Source organism: Flavobacterium gilvum (assembly GCF_001761465.1).
In the GTDB taxonomy this organism is placed as follows: Bacteria; Bacteroidota; Bacteroidia; order Flavobacteriales; family Flavobacteriaceae; genus Flavobacterium; species Flavobacterium gilvum.
Genome location: NZ_CP017479.1, coordinates 1,335,659 through 1,355,464 on the forward strand (window position 1 = coordinate 1,335,659; position 19,806 = coordinate 1,355,464).

Consider the following 19,806-nt stretch of genomic DNA (forward strand, 5'->3'; position numbering starts at 1 on the left):
ATAAGTTTTTATAAGTTTTGTTCAATAGGAAGCGTCCATTTGAAAGTACTTCCTTCGTTGTATTTTGATTCTACCCAGATTTTCCCCCTGTGTTGTTCTATAATTTTTTTGCAATGCGACAACCCGATTCCGGTTCCCTGATATTCATTGCGGTTATGTAAGCGTTTAAATATTACAAATACTTTTTCTATGTTATGTTCTTCAATTCCAATTCCGTTGTCCTGGATTGAAAACAGCCAGTTTTTACCCTCTTTTACAGCCGCTATTTTTATTTTGGGTTGTACGTCCTTTTTTCTGAATTTATTGGCATTACTGATCAAGTTTTGAAAAAGCTGCCTCATTTCGGTTGTGTTGCTTTCAATGATTGGCAGATTTTCAAATTCGACAATGGCTTTACTTTCGTTTAGGCTGGTAGCCATATCTGCAAGAACAAGGGAAACAATTTTATTACAGTCTATTTTGTTGGATTTTCTCTCCTTGCCAATTCTCGAATAGTCCAAGAGTCCTTTTACCAATACCTGCATACGGGAAGTAGAACTGTTGATGAATTCTAAATATTGTTTTTGGTCTTCGTCCAGTTTTTCGCCTAGTTCTTCTTCAAGCATTTGGATACTGTGAATAACGGTAATCAATGGTTCTTGCAAATCATGTGATGCGATATAGGCAAATTGCTCCAACTCGGTATTTTGAAATTCTAGTTTTCGGTTTTTTGAGATCATTTCTTTTTGAACAGCAACACGATCATTAACATTTCTCAATGTACCTTCGATGTATGCAGGAACTCCATCTTCGTAAAGGAAATGGGCGTTCATGGAAAAAAATTGAACAACTCCTTTGGCATCTATAAATTGGGCATCAAAATCGGAGACGTGATTGTCTTTTTCCAATTTTTCCAATAACAAATCCCGGTCTTTTTTATTATAATATATGTCCAAAACAGAGTTGCCTATGGCTTCTGAACTAGTTTTAAGAAAATGTTTTTCAAATGAAGGACTGAGTTCTTCAAAAGTTCCGTCTAATTTTGTTTTGAAATAAACGTCTTCAAAATTTTCATAGATAGATCGAAATTTGGACTCGCTTATCTTTAGGTTTTTCTCTGCCTGAATGCGATCAGTAACATCTGTGAAGGATCCAATTAAGAATTCGGGTTCATTGTTTACATCATAAGTAATTTTGGAATTAAGTGAAATGTAAAAAGGCTTGTCATTAAATACAAATTTGACAATGTAATCTTTTATTTCGCCAAATTTGTTTCTGGTTTCCACAACTTCTTTTCTGTCTTTGGGGTCAAAATAGAATTCTTCGATTGGTTTTCCGATGATATCCTCTGGTTGTACACCAAAATAAGAACAAGACGGACTTATATCGATCAATCTATCTTCTTTGATAGATCCCATAAAAAATACGTCTTTTGCGTTTTCAAAAATGTTTCTATATTTTTTTTCGCTTTCTTTTATTTTTTCATTAGCCTCCAATAATTGCTGTTGATTGAGAATTTTTTCGTTTATATTACGTATTGAACCCTCAACATGAGAAGGTTTCCCATCTTGATCATGAATTACTTTGCAGTTAATTGAAAAGAAAATTGGTTCTCCTGTTGCTGTAACAAATTGTGCATATTCATCATCTAAACCGCCTTCTTTGATGATTTTTTCTCTCAATTCATTTTGTCTTGACAAATCGTAATGAAGATGTTTGGAATCGCGGCCAATAACCTGTTCTCTTTTGTATTTGAGGTGTTTTTCTACAGATGGGCTTATTTCATAAATTACCCCATCAAGGTTTTGCATATAATAGATATCCTGGGTGTTTTCAAAAATAGAACGGAATTTTGCTTCACTTTTCATGATTTTTTCAGAAGCGTCTAATAATTGTTTTTGATTATGGATTCTTTCGTTTATATTACGGAGTGATCCCTCGACGTAACTTGGCACCCCATTTTGGTTGTAAATTATTTTGCAGTTAATAGAAAAGTGAACAGGCTCCCCAGTTGCTGTAATAAATTCTACTTGTTCATCGTTTAAACTTCCTTCTTTGGTAATCTTCTCTCTTAATTCTTTTTGTTTTGAAGGGTCATAATAGAGTTCTTTGGTATAGAGTCCTATCATTTCTTCTCTTTTGCGTTTGAAATGTTTTTCACATGATGGACTCATTTCTGTTATTTTTCCATCAAAGTCATGCTGATAATAAATATCCTGCATGTTTTCAAAAATGGAACGGAATTTCTCTTCGCTTTTTTTGATTTTATCTGCTCCCTCAAGAAGTTTTTCCCTGTTTTGAATCCTTTCGTTTATGTCACGCATAGTTCCTTCAAAATAGGCTGGTTTACCACTAGAGTCTAGCACTACTTTTGCACTTACAGAGAAATAAATAATTTCTTTATTTGCTGTCAGAAAACGCGCTTCGTAATCATGAATTTGCTTATTTAGAAGGAGCGATTCATACAAAAGATCGGCTTCAGCTCGTTCTACATAAAAGTCATAAGCATTCATGCCAATTATGGTCTCTCTTTTCATGTTGAAATATTTTTCAGCTGATGGACTTACATCCAGCAAGAGACCGTCGATTGTTTTTTTGAAATAAATATCCGCAAACGATTCATAAATGGAACGGAATTTTTCCTCGCTTTCTTTTATTTTTTCGGTAGCTTCCAGCATTTGTTTTTGATTAATGATGCGTTCATTTATATTACGCATAGTTCCTTCAATCATGGATGGGTTTCCGTCTGAATCTTTGATTAATCTCGAAGTAACCGAAAAAACGAGGGTTTCACCGGTGGGTGTTATGAATTCTATTTCCTCATCATATATAGAGTCTTCTTTTACAATCTTTGTGATGAGTTCAAAGTATAATTCTGGCTTAGTGTAAATGTTTGGGATATGTATTCCGATAAGATTTTCCTTTTTGTCCAAAAAGTACTTTTCGACAGATGGACTCACATCCAATAACTTTCCATCCATAGTGTGCATATAATACACATCCTGCATGTTTTCATAAATGGAACGGAATTTTTCCTCACTTATTTTTAGGTTTTCTTCTGCAAGTCTTCGATTTGAAATGTCTCTAATTGAGCCAATTATGAATTCTGGTTCGTTATGTTCATCATAAGTGAATTCGGCATTTATTGAAATATGAAAATCTTTGTCTTTTATTGTTATTTTGCTGGTGTAGTCTATTATTTTCTTTTCTTTAATAAGTTTGTCCAATATCAAATGTGCGTCATTTTCATCACTATAAATTGAGAACATGTTTTGGCCAATGAGTTCTTCTCTTGTAATATCGTTGAATTGTGTGCAGGATGGACTCACGTTCAAAATTGTTCTTGTTTGTATTGAAGTTTTAAAAAATACATCTTGAACATTTTCAAACAAAGTGCGGTAGGATTCTTCACTTTTCCTGAGATTTTCTTCGACTATTTTGGCTTGGAATGATTTTGAAATAATATCAGTTAAAGTTTCCAGTAATTTGATTTCTTCTTTCAGAAAAATAGCTTCTGTGCATATTTTTTTTTCGTCAAAACAGCCAACTTCTATACAGCCTCTTTCTACTCCTTTTATTACTATTTTCTGTGAAATGTAGGCATTGGGTTTTTTATAATTATCTGAAAAGAATTCTTCCTCGTCAAATTGAATTCTGCAATTTGTGTTTTCAGGAAATTGAAAAGAGTCTTTAATGATTTGAACACAAGTCTGTAACTTTTCAGTTTTGGAAAGTGATTTTCGGTTAATAATTTTTGTAATATCATAAAGACAACCGAGCTCTTTAATTCGTTCATTAAGCGAAAGATTGTTTTCTTTAAGTTGTATTTTTTTTAATTTTAAGTCGCTGATATCGGTGATAATTACCGATATTCCAATGATGTTTTGGTTATCATCTCTAATTGGAGATTTGGCAATTTTCCAATAAGAACCAACAGAATCTTTTTCTTCTTTTTCATAATTGTTGCCATCTAAAACATTTTGATATAGAGAAAAGTAATTTTCTTTTTCATTTTTTGGCGAAATTAATTCCAAGTGATTGTCGCCAATTTTAATCGAAGTTCCATAGGTGTTTTTCATGAACTTTTCGTGAGGCGAATTGAAATTTAGATAGTTCAGATTCGTGTCTAAGGAAAATATACTGGTAGTGTTTGTACTTTCGATTGTTGCTTTTAGAATGTTTCGTTCTGTACTTAAAACCTGTTCGCTTATCTTTAATTTGTTCTCTTCGTCTTCTTTTTCCATCAAAATGGCTTTAAAAAAGAGTATTGAAACCATGTTTACAAATAGAAACAATTGCAATAGAAAAAAGTTATTATCCCAACCACCAAAAACGTAGCCTCCCATTTTATGGCCGGTATAGTACATCGACACTGTCGCAATGATTAATGTCAGTATCGTAATGAGTTTGAGATTGAAGCGATATCCGCCCCAAATAAGCAATAGATAGAGTACGGATTCTTTATTTACATCTGCTTCAAAAACATATATAGAGGCGGCAAGAGTGATAAAGGGAAGGATAAAAGCTTCAATTTTTTTTTGAATATCCCATTGTGTTTTATTTTCTTCTTTGTAGAGCCATGAGAGTACAAAGGGTGTAATTAGGATAATACCCAATAAGTTTCCTCGAAACAAATTACTCCAAATCAAATGTAGTTTTTGAGTTGATAAATTTGAAAAAATAGCAATAAGAGCAATACCCGTCAAGGTAGCAATAATGCTGCCAAGCAATGATGCGATCGAAAAATTGAGTATATATTTTCCTTTGATGAAAGGATATTTTGTTTTGCACCACAATTGGGTGTAATGGGAGACTAGATAGACGTTTATAAGACAGGTTATCGGTATGATAAGACAAATTGACAATGCGTTTGTGAAATCTTGATGGTTTGTCGCATGTAATATTTCCTGATTTCGCACGTGAAATGAAAAAAATAAACTTCCTATGGCAACACCAATTATTGCTTTTCGGCCAAAAATTATTGTAAAGGCTGTAGCCAACCCAATAGCAGGAAAAAAAGGCCAGAGATTAAGTTGGCTAATGAATATCAGTTTGGTTAACTCAGCAAACAGAAAATATAATATAGCCGAACCACAAACAATCTTCGTAGTAGAATTTAGATAGTTTGTGATGCCGTATTGTTTAATATTTTCCCCCATTCCCCGTCTTTTTTTAGATTTCAAAACAATCGACGCTTTGTACTATATTTATTTTAGTAAGTAATTTTTATTTTTTGAAAAATAAAGATTACAATTTTGCAAAAATAATGTATTTAATCGAATTAATTTACATTTTAACGTCACAAATTTAATATTAAGACTTTGGTATGCAATGATTTTGATTTTTTTTAATCGCTATCTATAATTTTTTAATTAAAAGCTGTTCATAATCTGTTTTGTCTTTATTTTCGGATGGTTATTTTTTGATTGGATAAATCAGACAATTGATTTATGAGGTAAAATCAGACAGTCTTGGAGTTTTTTTAGAATGATTTTAAGTTTTAGTTGTTAAGTATTAATTTATTTGGCTTAAAAAATGTTACTAAAACGATTTTATAACATTATTTGCATATATTTGTGATAATATTAACATGTGATTTAATGAAAGATTAACATTTGTTGGTTTGGGTGTTGAAGGCGGGGTTTTTGTTTCTACTGTGTATTTTGCTTGTAATTTTTTAAATCAATAAATAATTATTAAAACCAAAATTAAGCCTATGAGAAAAAAAACAATTTTATTTTTTTAGATAAGAATATCTCTTATTTTTTCAATTTATCAAGTGAAAAAATATAATTAACCAAATTAAACAAACCAAAAACATGAAAAGAAAGATCAAGTATTGGAGTTTCTCCAGTATTCCTTTAGGATTTAACTTAAAAATAAAATTATCAGCAGTTTTATTGTTGATTTCTCTATTTGAGATTCACGCTGATAATCATAAAACAAAAAACGAACTTAAAGAGAAGCCATCAGATGTTAGTATCTCTAACTCTGAAGTTCTTTTCCAAAACAAAATTTCAGGAAAAGTTACTGATGAAAATGGTTTACCTGTACCAAGTGTTAATGTTGCTGTAAAAGGAACTGCCACCTCTACCGAGACAGACATGGACGGTAATTATACCATAAATGCAAAGAAGGGTGACAGGTTAGTTTTTACATTTATTGGGATGGAAGAAACCTCTGTTGTGGTCGAAGGCAAATCGACTATCAATGTTGTTATGAAATCATCATCCCAAAATTTGGACCAAGTGGTGGTAACTGCGTTTGGTATAAAACGTAACGTGAAATCATTGGGTTACGCCATTAGTAAAATTGAAGGAAAAGATTTGACTATTGCGGGTGCTTCAACCAACCCAATTTCCACCTTGTACGGTAAGGCAGCTGGGGTTGGTGTTACAACCAATGCAGCGGGTCCTACGGGAGCAGTAGACATCAAAATACGTGGCGCAGCTGGAATGGAATCAGTTGCCAATACTAGACCTCTGTTTGTTGTCGATGGTATGCCAATCTACGATAAAGGATCCAATATGGCCTCCAGAGATTATGATCCTCTGAACTCGGTGGATTATGGATCTGGTATTAACGACCTAAATGCAGAAGACATTGCTTCGATGGAAATCTTAAAAGGAGCAAAAGCAACTGTTCTTTATGGCGGAAGAGGAGTAAATGGTGTGGTGTTGATTACTACCAAGAAAGGCTCTAAATCCAAAGGATTGGGAATTAGTTACAATACACAATATACTAATGAGATTCCGCGCTCCTATATCGATTTTCAAAATGAATATGGAACAGGTAGAAGTGAATACACAAAACAATATCAAATATTACCAGGGGGAGGTCAAGGTCCAAGACAGGTAGTTTGGGATCGCTTCAATTACGGCCCAAAATTTGATGGTTCGCCGGTTCAATTTCTAGATGGTTCGATCCGACCCTATCAAGCCTACCCTAACAATTATATGGACTTATTCCGAACAGGTAGCAATACCTTGCACACCTTGGCCATTTCTGGAGGTGGCGAGAATGGAAATATGCGTGTTTCCTACACCAATCAAGATTACCAAGGCCTACTGCCGAATAGTTACCAAAAAAAGAATGTTATTAACATAAATGGGATGCTGAAGGCTTCGGACTTTGCTTCTGTGGAAGTAAACAGCAGTTTGTTTAAAATTAAAACGCACAACAGAAATCCAAATTTAGGTGATATAGTAGCTTGGGGTATCAATAGAGATTATGACTTTAAGTCATTGATGGGTATGTACAAAAATCCCGATGGTTCCAAATTTGATCCAGAAACAGCTCCAGTGGGTTGGCCGGGAGGCCAAAATGCACCAACATATTTGATGAATACCCTATGGGAACAGTTGGAAAATAGTGATACCGATGACAAATTCCACTTACTGGGCTCTATAAAGACCACGCTTAATTTCACAAAACAACTGTCTTTTATTGGTCAAGTAGGTATTGATTATACCGATACCAATTTTACTACTAAAAACCCGATTACCAAATTTGAACCTGAGACCGCTGGTGGACGTTATGCTTTTGGGAGGGAGAATATCACCTTGGAAAATTATCGAGGAATATTAAATTACAACATTAATGTAATGGACAATAATATCCATATTAACGCTTTTGCTGGTGGTGAGTTAAATAGAGGCAAAATGGACAGGATTAATGTATCTACCTTTGGGCCTCTCAATTTCCCAGACTATTGGTCGCTAAACAATGAAAGAGATTGGCCATCTATAAGCGACAAAGGCAAAGTTAGAGGGCACACTTATGGTTCTAGAGTAGATTATAGTGCCTTTGGTTCGGCCACTATATCATGGAAAGATGATGTTTATTTGGAGTTACAAGCTAGAAATGATTGGTCCTCCACCTTACCTCCTGAGAATAATTCTTATTTCTACCCAGGAATTGGTGTTAGCTGGAATTTCACCAATAACTTCAAAATTCCATATATGGAGACAGGAAAACTTAGAGCGAGCTGGGCTGATGTAGGCCGTGCTGCACCAGGGGATATGTTAACCTATTATGCCAACCCTTCTTTTTCCACAGGACAGGTAAATAATACTAATGCACTTACGGTGGACGCACCCGCCTCTTTATTTGCAGGAGCTATGAAGCCCGAAAGAAAAAGGGAATTTGAAGTAGGATTTGATGCCAGTTTCTTAAAAGATAGACGTATAGAAACTAGTTTCTCTTTCTATACTAACAATATTTATGACCAAATTATGTCCATTGATTTGTCCAATCCGACAGGTTTTTCAAGCATCAAAATCAATGCGGGTAATGTAGCCAACTGGGGATATGAAATTATGATTAAAGGAACTCCAGTGCTAACCAAAAATTTACGTTGGGATCTTACTGCCACAGCAGCCAAACTAAAATCAAAAGTAAAAGAACTCTATCCTGGTATCAAACAAAAAACGGTAACCAGCTATGCAGATATTACACAAGTGGCTGAAGAAGGCAGACCATATGGGGAACTCCGCATGTTTGATTACCTAACGGATCCTAGTGGTAATAAAGTGGTGGACAATGGTGGTAGCTACGTACTGGACACCAAAAAGGTTGTAACTGTAGGAAATACGCAACCAGATCTTTTTGGCGGACTTTTCAGTGACCTTACCTATAAGGGGTTAACCTTACATGTGGGAATTGATTATAAATATGGAGCAACTATGTTCTCTCGTTCCAATGTGTATTTTAAAGGAATGGGTATTACAAAAGAAACCTTAGAATACCGTGACGAAGCTCATGGTGGTATGGCTTATTATATTAATTCCAGCGGACAAAAAGTGGCTTGGCAACACAACCAACCAGCCCCGGCAGGTGCTCAAGGAGGTTTAGTGTATCATGATGGGGTAATCAATCCTGGAGTAAAAAATGTAGGCACCCCAGAAAACCCAATCTATCAGCCAAACGATATCATCCAATCAGCGCAACAACGCAACGAAGTATATATTAATGATGGTGGGGTGGGTCAAAGACCTGAAAACGTATTTAAAAATAATTATATAAAATTCCGTGAATTATCTCTAGCCTATTCCTTGCCTAAAGACTTGGTGCACAAAATCGGTGCACAAAATTTAACGCTATCGATTTTGGCTAGAAACTTATTTTACATTTATAAGTCTATACCCAATATTGATCCTGAATCCGCTCTAGGAACAGACTCTTGGATAGAAGATTCCACTTATCCATCTGCCACCTCTTTAGGTATGGGACTTAATATTAGTTTTTAATTAAAAGAAATAGTAAAGATGAACAGTATAAAAAAAATAATGTTAGTTGCCCTTTCAATGACTACACTTTGGTCTTGTCAGGATAATTTGGAGGAACAATTCAACAATCCTCAATTATACACACCAAAAGACGAACAATTGGTCTCAGGGATGTTTACTAGCGCCTTATTACAGTATAAGTTTTATATTGGTGATTATGGAGAAATGTGGTGGCAGATGAGTGGTAATGGAATGCCTAGCTATGCCCAAATTACCCACCGTCTGATCACCTCTCGATATGCCTGGTATATTGATTACGATGATGTGGTAAATGGTAATGGATTTGATGACAGTGGCTTCTCTTGGTTTAATGATTATTATGTGCGCATGCGAAACTGGCCCATTATCCAAAAAGAGCTTGCTACGATGTCTGGCAAAGAATATGATGATAATATTATCTATTTGAAACTATTAACCATAACAAAAGACTGGCTAGCCCTTCGAAATGTGGATCTTTATAATTCTATTCCTTATACCGAGGCCTTTAAAGGGGTGCAAGGAACTTTTTTTCCAAAATACGACAATCCACAAGATGTCTATAAATCGGTTTTAGACGAATTAGAACAAATTGCTGGTGAATTGCCTGGGATTTATTCCAAGATGTCGCCTGCTGCCATCAATTTGCTAAAAACTCAAGATATCGCATTACAGGGGGACGTAACTAAATGGGCACAATATGCCAATGCGCTACGTCTAAGATTTGCCGTTAAATTAGCTGCCGTTGATGCAACTTTTGCAAAAAGACATATCACTAGCGCTATGGCAAATTTGCCTAAAGAAGACTTAACTTTTGTTCTGCCACATATCGATGCAGCGGCAGATCTACCTGGTGGAGGAACATGGCAAAGAGGTATTTATGAAACAGTTTATTCTACTCATATTCCCAACGTAATCCTAAATCGAATGAATTTCCATAATGCAGCCTATGAAGTGGGAATTGATGATCCTAGGTTGCCTGTTATTGCCTTTCCAACCAAATTCAATGACTACAGGGGTACTTCTATGAATGTGGATGCCAATGATGTAGAATTCCCAGGAGCCACCTCAGGACAATTGTATTTCAACGGTGCTACTAATTTGGAAGAATCAGCAAGACTAAATGTAAAATCACAGTACAATCAAGTAACGTTGACCCGTAACAATGTTCCTGCTGATATGATTACTCTTGGAGAAATTGATTTGATCTTGGCAGAAATTGCCGCCAAAGGGCTAGCCTCTACCGGAAAGACAGCTGGGGATCATATAGTAGATGAAATAAGACATTCTACGGATTATTGGTATAAGCTAAATGCTTTAGGACAATATAGAAAAGACTATACTGGTCCATGGAAAGACCTTATTCGTCCTGTAAAACCAAGTGCTGCTAATATCGATCTCTATGCCAATAACGTAAAACTTGCTTTTAATACTGCCGGAAGTCTGGATAATCAAATGGAAATTATTATGCAACAAAAATACATCCATATTAATATCTTGCATCCCTATGAATTATGGGGAGAACTAAGAAGAACAAGGCATCCAAGATTAGAACCGATGACTTTCCACGGAAAAGTGATGAAACCACAACCAGAACGTCTTAGATATCCTAATTCTGAATTATCAAATAATACAGATCAGTTCTTAAAAGTCTCTGATCAAAATAATTTTACCTCTCCTATTTTTTGGAGAACTGATGGAAGTTCATACTATCGCAACAGTGATATAACCTTCAAAACAGGATTGTTGCCAGACTTCAATTAATGATTGTCGTAATCAACTTTAATTTTATTTACAGAAACCGTCTCATAAAAAATGAGACGGTTTTTTTATTTCGTTCATCCTGATTGTTTTTCCAAATGGTGTGGTTTTTTTGAGCTTATGCCATTAAGTTAAGCTTTGTTTTTTCTCGAAAATCCGCAAGAGTTTGAGTCTATTCCTTTGCGAGAATTATATTTAGAAATAAACTTGAAAGAAATGCTTAACTTAATAGCAATAATTGCTCAAGTGTGTAATTTTCGGCTATCACTAAATCCCCAAATCAAGAATGAAAGTAAGTTTTACGGCAATATTATCTTTAAAATCGCTTAGATGGTTTGGTCCATAACGATAATAACTGCCAATTCCAAATCCGTTGAATATTTGATTGAATTCCAGTCCCGATTCAAAAAAGCCTTTGTTCATGGGCTTGAAATCGATGCCAATATGGTTTTCAGGATTCTTGATGTTTCCCCAAGCCATTCTGGTTACAAAATCAATTGCCGGTTTTATTTTCTTGAGAAGATATATTCGCTTGAAACCATGTTTGAACTGAAACGAAACATATTCACTAGAGAAAAATTCATTGAAAAACATCGTTTCAAAACTGTTTTTTCCGGCAAAAGTAATTCGCTGAAAAATGGTTTCCTGGTTTAGGTTATTTGGTGAAATGCTATAAAGTTGAGGTAGCGGAAGATCGCCAAATGCACCTCCGGTTTCAAACAGAAAGTAGGTGTGCTGACCGTCTAAATGATTGATTAGGTATTCGCCTTTAAAATCAATTTTAGTATAATTAAAATCATTATTCAAGGCACCTGGAATTGATTTTGTTACCTGAAAAGTGAATTTTGGATATCTTTTTTCGGTTTCGATTCGACCAGTTGGAGTTTGCATATAGTCGCTGTAAGGACTCCATTTTATAGAAACCGATGCAGTGGTCATGGTGTATTTATCGTATAAAGTCCCGTTGAGGTTATATGTATAATTGAATTTTGGTGTCACAAATGTATTGGCAAGAATCAAAGCACTTTCTGTATTCGGAATAATTTTGGATTCCAATGCAATTCTCCATTGTTCATATCGGTAAAAAGTACTGAAATTGATCGAACGCGGATCGTATATTTTAAAACTTCTTGGTTCAACAGCGTAATCCGTGCTGGCAATTTCCCGAAGATCATCCGTGTAACTTGCTCCAATCCAAGTATTGGAAAATTTGTCAACCCGGGCGCCAACACCAAGATTGTATTTAAAATTATAGTCTCTCAAGCCATAGGCTCCGTAACCTTCTAGTCTGTATTTGCTTGAAAAAGCGTTGTTTGTAATTCCGCCAATTCCCAATCGTAGCCCTTCGTAATTGTTGTAACTGATTAATTTGCGTAAATCAAAATCCCAAGCATTAAAGGGGAGGTAACCACTAAGGATTTTTCTGCCAAGATTTAGCCTGTTTTCGATTCTTTTTTTTATCGAAATGCTGTCAACCAATAAATAGGTTTTTTGACTGCGACTGTCAAGATTTTCCGTTCTGTATTGTTCCCAAAAGCTTTCTGGTTTGTTTATAGCCTCATCCTTGAGTTCGACTGCAACAATTGGCTTATTGATTATTACGGGAGAGTTGTATGCGACATCAAAATTGCTTGTTTGAGAATACAGATAGATATAATCCGATTCGACTCTTTTTCGGGTTCGCAAATTATCTTCGATGTCACCGTCAAATTGAATAGTACCTCCTAATATATTTATGTCATCATCGTTTGTTCCTTTTACGATTTTAAATTTTTTTTGGAAAGGAAACCATAAATTTTCCTCAGGAATGTACGTGAATTCATGGGTTCCGCTAATGTCCAGTATGCCTTTGATACGCATGATTGCTTTGGCAATGCCGTAATTGTCCTGGTCGATATAGAGTATTCCTTCCAGTCCGGCAGCCTTTTTCTTTTTTTTGTTTTTGAAATGAATCATGTAGGTATTTCGGCCATTGATTGCTACCGTGTCCAAAAGTTTGAAGTTGTAATCAGTCAATGCGTTGTCGGCAATTGGACTGTTGTATTTGGTTTCAAAAAGTTCATACTTAGAATCGTATATGGAAAACGACTGAAGATTAAAAGAGAGGATTTCGTAAACCGGTTGCTTGAAACCAGACATTTTGGTTCCTAAAATAGTTTCTTTCAGCCGTTTTCCGTCATATTGGTAATGAGATACTTTTTCCGTTTGAAACAAATGTTGTTTCCTGATAAGTTGTTTGAATTTGTAATCGGTGGAATCCAATTTTTTGAAATGTTTTCCAAATGGATTTATCGTAAAAACCGAATCAATTTTTCCGTTAATGGAATCCGGATTTGCCGTAACAATGAGCTTGTTATAGGATTTGAATTCAAAACTATTGAGTTTTTCCTGCGGATTGTTTTTGGTTTTGTTCTGGATGGTTTTTTTAATGATTGCTAAGGCTGGATTGATATTAGAAACCCGTACCTCGTTGAGCGAATTTGTTTTTTGCTGAAGTAGGATTTTGTAATACAATTGATTGATATCTACAGCGATAGATTGTGATTGGTAGCCCACATACGAAATTGTCAAAAACGAAATTTGGTTTTTGGAAGTAATACTGAATTTTCCATCTACATCGGATACTGTATTGGAGCCGTCATTTGAATGAATGGAAGCAAAAGGAAGCCCTTTCTGGTTTACAGCATCTTTGACAATTCCGTTCACCTGAAATTGCGCTTTAAGAGAAAGCGTAAAAAAGAAGAACAATATTAAAAAGTGCTTCATAATACGGGTCGTTGCAAAAAAAAGTTCAGTTACAATTTGCTGTGGCAAAAATAGAAATAAAAAAATCTGTCTTGTTCCAAAAAACGAGACAGATTTTATATTTATTTAAACCAAAGGTTAAACTTTCATTATTTCGGCTTCTTTTACAGCTAGAAGCTCATCAATTTTTTTGATAAATGAATTAGTTAGGTTTTGTACTTCCTCTTCGGCGCTTTTGCAAATGTCTTCAGAAGTTCCTTCTTTTTCAAGTTTTTTGATATCTGTATTAGCGTCTTTTCTCGCATTTCTAACGCTAATTTTGGCATCTTCTGCTTCAGATTTTGCTTGTTTTGCCAACTCGCGTCTTCTGTCTTCAGTAAGAGGTGGAACGCTGATGATAATCATGTCTCCGTTATTCATTGGGTTAAACCCAAGATTGGCAACCATAATTGCTTTTTCAATAGGATGTAACATGTTTTTTTCAAAAGGCTGAAGCGTAATCGTTCTGGCATCAGGTGTACTTATTTTTGATACCTGAGAAAGTGGTGAAGCCGACCCGTAATAATCAACAAAAACGCTTCCCAACATAGCCGGTGATGCTTTTCCTGCACGAATATTTAAAAAAGCTTTTTCTAAATGTTCGATAGAACCCGACATGGATTCTTCAGTACTATCTAGTATAAATTCAATTTCTTCTGTCATAATTTTATTATTTGTTGTTTGTAGTTTATGGTTTGTAGTTAACTATAAACAACAAACCATAAACGATAAACTATATATTAACAATTGTTCCTATATTTTGTCCTTCGCAAATTTTTAATAAATTGCCTTCTTTGTTCATGTCAAATACCACTATCGGCAATTTGTTTTCCTGACTCAAAGTGAAGGCTGTGGTATCCATTACATTTAATCCTTTTTTTAATACATCTTCAAAAGAGATGAAATCAAATTTTACTGCAGCTTTGTTTTTCTCCGGATCCGAATCATAAACGCCATCAACACGAGTTCCTTTTAAAATAACATCGGCATTGATTTCGATACCACGTAAAACGGCAGCAGTATCTGTTGTAAAATAAGGATTTCCGGTTCCTGCTCCAAAAATAACGATTCTTCCTTTTTCCAAGTGACGATCAGCTCTTCTTTTGATATAAGGCTCAGCAATTGATTCCATTTTAAGAGCCGTTTGTAAACGAGTTTTCATTCCTTTGTCTTCGAGTGCCCCTTGCAATGCCATTCCGTTGATTACCGTAGCCAGCATTCCCATGTAGTCACCCTGAACTCTGTCCATTCCAGAACTGGCTCCCGCAACACCTCTAAAAATGTTTCCACCACCAATTACGATAGCAATTTCTACTCCTTTGTCATGAATTTGCTTGATATCATCGGCATACTCGGCCAATCGTTTTGGGTCAATTCCATATTGTAAATCGCCCATTAAAGCTTCACCACTTAATTTTAGAAGAATTCTTTTGTATTTCATCGGTTAGTTTTGTTTTTTTAGATTCTCACCTTTAGCTAAGGTTAATTGCATCATTGACAAGGTTCAGTATTGTCAAATTTGTGCAAATATAGACATAATCTGTTTTTTTTGAAAAAAGTGCTCTTAAATATTTGAATTAAGTTTTTGCATTTTCAAATGAATGTTGTTTACCTCTAAGGATTAATTTGTTATCGCTTGTAATATTCTTAAAGTTAACTTTTCTTTTTGTTTTTTTTAAAGGTGATTTTTATCACATTTTAAAAAAAAACATATATCTATTTTTGCATCAAATAAACTTGTAAAATGAAATAGGCATGTCGAGATTGTAGTGTACACCAATGGAGACGTGCCGGTTTTATGCCACAAAAAAAGGATTCGCTATGGAAAAATTGATAGAAAAATCATTGTTTAATAGTTGTAATTATTCGGAATTTAAAGTAATACTTTCCGATTTATTGTTTGAAGGAAAGTCAACTGGAAGTGAACAGTCCGAAGATTTGTTGCAGTACAGCACTTTAAATGAAATCCGTTTGAGACGTCTGGATAAAACGCTTGTTGTTCCTGATGAAATAAAAGAAAAACTAAAATCTTTTGAAAAAGAATATACCTGGTTGGTCATCGCCGAAGGGTGGTGTGGTGATGCTGCACAAATTTTGCCGATATTGAATAAGATGGCTTTGGAGACGGATAAAATCGATTTGAGAATTGTTTTCCGTGATTCAAACGATGAATTGATGAATAAATACCTGACCAATGGAGCAAGAGCAATCCCAAAATTACTTATCATTGACAAGGAAGCAGGTGTGGTTTGCAATCATTGGGGGCCAAGACCACAAGGTGCTACCGACCTAATTAAAAACTACAAAGCAGAGTTTGGTGTTGTAAATGAGGAAGCCAAAACACAATTACAGTTATGGTATCTACATGACAAAGGATTGTCTGTTCAAAACGAAGTCGTTGAGATGATGTTTGCCTCTGTAGAGGAATGTGTCTGTATGTAATAGTTTGTTTAAAAAGTTGTAAATTACTGATAATCAATAAAATTTACTATTTTACCCCCTTTTTTGATGTTGTATTAAATATGTTTAACAATTAAATAAGTGTCGTATGAGAAGATTATTTGACAAATTTTATGATTATGTATCGAATTTACTGTTCGGAAATGAAAGTGCTACCCATTATTAACTAATTTTAAAAAAGTATGGAATAACTATTACTTTGACTAAAAAACACATTGCAAATTCAACTTGATTTTGTAATGTTTTTTTTTGATTACAATTGAGGAAATAGACTTTGTTCGAACAGGGTAACATCTACAGCATCTGCTACATTGTAATCACCAATTTTGGTACGACGCAAAGCTGTTAAATGCGAACCGGAATTCATAGCTTTTCCAAAATCATAAGCTAGGGAACGGATATAAGTTCCTTTGCTGCAAACTACCCTAAAATCGATTTCAGGAAGAGCGATTCGGGTGATTTCAAATTCGTGAATAGTAGTTTTTCTTGAAGCAATTTCAACTTCTTCTCCCGCTCTGGCGTGTTCATAAAGTCGTTTTCCGTCTTTTTTTATAGCCGAAAAAATGGGTGGTTTTTGATCAATTTCGCCCAAAAATTGTTTTACGGTTTCGTGAATAAGTGATTCGTCGATATGTGAAATGTCGAAAGTTTCATCTATTTCTGTCTCCAAATCGTAGGATGGAGTAGTGGCTCCAATGTGGAAAGTTCCAGTGTATTCTTTTGGTTGGCCTTGCAATTCGGTAATCCTTTTGGTGAATTTTCCCGTACAGATTAATAATAAACCGCTCGCCAAAGGATCCAAAGTTCCTGCGTGCCCAATCTTGAATTTTTTGGGTAAACCCGCTTTGTTGATTAGCAAATATTTGATTTTATTGACCGCCTGAAAAGAAGTCCAATGTAAAGGTTTGTCGATTAAAAGGACTTGGCCGTTTAAAAAATCTTCGGTTGTCATTAAAGTACGGTCAAAGGATGAATAAAATAATGAATTGCCAATAAAATAAGCCCAGCGATAATGCGGTAATAACCAAAAACCTTAAATCCGTTTTTGGTCAAAAACCCGATGAAACTTTTAATAGCCAAAAGAGCGACTATAAAAGCAACAATATTTCCTATGATTAGAAAATTGATTTGATCATCATTTAAAACAAATCCATCTTTGTAATAATCGTAGCATTTTTTTACGGTAGCACCCAACATAGTAGGTACTGCAAGGAAAAAAGAAAATTCAGCTGCGGAGGTGCGCGAAAGTTTTTGTGACATTCCGCCAACAATCGAAGCACCACTTCTAGAAACACCTGGAATCATTGCCAAACATTGGAACAAACCAATCTTAAAGGCTTGTCCATAACTTATATCCTGAGCATTATCAGAGACATCAGGTTTATTAAACCATTGGTCCACTTTCAATAAAATAATACCGCCAATTAATAACGAAACGGCAACGGTCACCGGATTTTCTAGCAAAGCATCTATTTTTTTGCTGAAAAGCAATCCAAAAACAACTGCCGGAATAAAAGCAACCAGCAATTTGAAATAAAAATCAAAAGATTGAAAAAAGCGTTTGAAATACAAAACCAATACTGATAAAATCGCTCCCAATTGAATCACGATGGTAAAAAGTTTTGTAAAATCATCATGTGCAATTCCGAAAAAGGAAGAAGCAATAATCATGTGTCCTGTAGAGGAAATAGGCAAAAACTCAGTAATTCCTTCAATAATTGCAAGAACGATAGCTTGTAGTGTATTCATTTTGTAGTGATCAGTTTTTTAGTGATCAGTTTTTAGGTTTGCTAATACTGCAAACTCATTACTGATCACTGCTTACTATTTTTTAGGGTTTTTAAGAATAGCATAAATAGTGATTCCAAAACCAATTAAAACTGTGGTAGGAGCCAAGCGAATTCTTCGGAAATCGAAAACGGAATCGTTAAAAACATTAGGATCATCGCTTCCGCCACCAGACATAAGTATGAATCCAAGGGTAATTACGCCAATTCCAATTAATAGAATTTTATAGTTTATTTTTTCAAAAAGAAATTCGTGTTTGTGTTCTTCGTTTTTCATCTGTCATTGCGAGGAACGAAACAATCTCATTCCTACTGTTTTAAGTTTGTGTTTAAATCAAAAATCGACAATCGTAAATCAAAAATCTTAAATCAATATAGATCATCTGTTCTTAAATTCAGGAAACGTTGCGTTGCAAAGTGAGTACTCAGCCATGTAATCAAAACTCCTGCTCCAAAAACAGCAAGTAAAACGAGTCCAATAATTAGTTTGTCGTCCATGATACCAAGGTCTGGGAAATTGGTTTCCAAATAAGCAAGTACCCCAATTAAAGCAAGAATGGCAATTCCGGCACCAATCATTCCCAGTTTTATGCTACGCATCACAAAAGGTCTTCGGATGAAGGATTTGGTCGCGCCCACCATTTGCATCGTTTTGATGATAAAACGGTTAGAATATATAGAAAGACGCAATGAACTGTTGATTAAAAGTACTGCTACAACAGTCAGGAAACCACTAATGATAAGAATCCACATACTTACTTTCTTGATGTTGTCATTTACTAAGTTGACCAACTGTTTGTCATAAACAATATCCGAAACCATTGCATTTTTGCGTAAGCGGGTCTCTATTTTGGAGATGCTGTCACGAACAATATAATCGGCTTTTAAGTGAATATCGTAGGAATTTTGCAAAGGATTTTCCCCCAAAAAGGTTACAAAATCTTCACCAATAATATCCGAATGTTCTTTTGCTGCCTGCTCTTTGGAAACATAAACAAAAGTTTTGGCAAATTTGGTTGCTTTGAGTTCTTGTCCAAAAGCTTTCACAATACTGTCATTGGCCTCGTTTTTGAAAAAAACGGTCATTGCAATTTTTTCTTTGAAATCATCGGCCAATTTTTTGGAATTGATGATAAAAAATCCCAATATACCCAATAGGAACAATACTAAGGCGATACTTAGCACTACTGAAAAATAGGAAGAAATTAATCTGCGCTTTTGAAACTTTTCGAACGATGAACTCATAGGATGTAAATAATTATGGGGTAAAAATAACAAACAATTTCTTTTTTTTAAGTTAATAACGGTCAAAGTTTACACTTTACTGCAAAAATATGTTATTATACCCGAGTTCTAGCGATGTTTTTTCTAGGAGCAAGATGATTTGCTTCGCCTGCTCGCTATCGATCGAGTCTCAGATTTCCGCAGAAAAAAAGAGGGAAAAACCTGCGTAATCTACTGATTTTGATTGCTCTTTTTTATTTCCCCCTTGACTTAATGGCATTGCGTTATCGTTCGGGTAGCTTTTTTGGAGGCATTGTTCTCGCTTTGCATTACAATTCCCAATAAAAAATTCTGATTCCAGTGCAGATTTTTGAATCAAAGCTTGAAACTTTAAGTTCGAATTCAATATTAGAAATCTACTATCATTAATTTATTTAGTTTTTTTTTGGTTCGAATTTAGTCTTTGTTACATTTTAAGATTTTGTACTTATTCCGAGTTTAGAGTTGAAAGGAGAAAGTATTGCTTTTCAAATAGTATGTAACTCCTC

At 34.9% G+C, this 19,806-nt stretch carries 11 protein-coding genes; 3 read left to right on the forward strand and 8 right to left on the reverse strand.

The features are described from left to right. Positions 1-8: 8 nt before the first annotated feature. Positions 9-5,138 (reverse strand): PAS domain S-box protein, encoded by a 5,130-nt coding sequence (locus EM308_RS05635; RefSeq protein ID WP_035634207.1) that lies wholly within the window; start codon positions 5,136-5,138, stop codon positions 9-11. 660 nt (positions 5,139-5,798) lie between these two features. Between EM308_RS05635 and EM308_RS05640 the strand changes: the two genes are divergently transcribed. Then, positions 5,799-9,227 carry a SusC/RagA family TonB-linked outer membrane protein gene (locus tag EM308_RS05640; protein WP_051877646.1) on the forward strand — a complete coding sequence of 1,143 codons (3,429 nt, stop codon included), beginning with the start codon at positions 5,799-5,801 and terminating at the stop codon, positions 9,225-9,227. An 18-nt stretch (positions 9,228-9,245) separates the two neighbouring features. Then, a complete protein-coding gene (locus tag EM308_RS05645; RefSeq protein WP_051877647.1) occupies positions 9,246-11,006 on the forward strand; it encodes a SusD/RagB family nutrient-binding outer membrane lipoprotein in 1,761 nt (586 codons plus the stop codon). A 264-nt stretch (positions 11,007-11,270) separates the two neighbouring features. On the opposite strand, the gene EM308_RS05650 is transcribed toward EM308_RS05645, so the two are convergent. From EM308_RS05650 to pyrH, 3 genes are all read right to left on the reverse strand, one after another. Next, the gene (locus EM308_RS05650) at positions 11,271-13,769 is read right to left on the reverse strand and encodes a DUF5686 family protein (protein WP_035634210.1); all 2,499 of its coding nucleotides are present in this window, start codon (positions 13,767-13,769) and stop codon (positions 11,271-11,273) included. Between the two features lie 117 nt (positions 13,770-13,886). Then, positions 13,887-14,450, reverse strand: coding sequence for a ribosome recycling factor (gene frr, locus EM308_RS05655; RefSeq protein ID WP_035634213.1), 564 nt, complete (start codon positions 14,448-14,450; stop codon positions 13,887-13,889). A gap of 70 nt (positions 14,451-14,520) precedes the next feature. Next, positions 14,521-15,228, reverse strand: a complete 708-nt coding sequence (gene pyrH / locus EM308_RS05660) for a UMP kinase (RefSeq protein WP_035634216.1) — start codon at positions 15,226-15,228, stop codon at positions 14,521-14,523. Between the two features lie 380 nt (positions 15,229-15,608). On the opposite strand from pyrH, the gene EM308_RS05665 reads away from it, so the two are divergent. Further along, complete coding sequence (locus EM308_RS05665; protein ID WP_035634219.1) at positions 15,609-16,229, forward strand: thioredoxin family protein; 621 nt, start codon at positions 15,609-15,611, stop codon at positions 16,227-16,229. Between the two features lie 271 nt (positions 16,230-16,500). Here the strand turns inward: EM308_RS05665 and truB are convergent, their stop codons facing one another. The 4 genes from truB to EM308_RS05685 form a co-directional block, all read right to left on the reverse strand. Beyond that, a complete protein-coding gene (truB, locus tag EM308_RS05670) occupies positions 16,501-17,199 on the reverse strand; it encodes a tRNA pseudouridine(55) synthase TruB (protein WP_035634222.1) in 699 nt (232 codons plus the stop codon). Further along, the gene (locus EM308_RS05675; protein ID WP_035634225.1) at positions 17,199-17,996 is read right to left on the reverse strand and encodes an undecaprenyl-diphosphate phosphatase; all 798 of its coding nucleotides are present in this window, start codon (positions 17,994-17,996) and stop codon (positions 17,199-17,201) included. The genes truB and EM308_RS05675 overlap by 1 nt, the downstream gene beginning before the upstream one ends. 75 nt (positions 17,997-18,071) lie before the next feature. Continuing rightward, a complete protein-coding gene (locus tag EM308_RS05680; RefSeq protein WP_035634228.1) occupies positions 18,072-18,311 on the reverse strand; it encodes a DUF3098 domain-containing protein in 240 nt (79 codons plus the stop codon). Between the two features lie 92 nt (positions 18,312-18,403). Then, positions 18,404-19,279 (reverse strand): cell division protein FtsX, encoded by an 876-nt coding sequence (locus tag EM308_RS05685; RefSeq protein ID WP_035634230.1) that lies wholly within the window; start codon positions 19,277-19,279, stop codon positions 18,404-18,406. Positions 19,280-19,806: the final 527 nt, after the last annotated feature.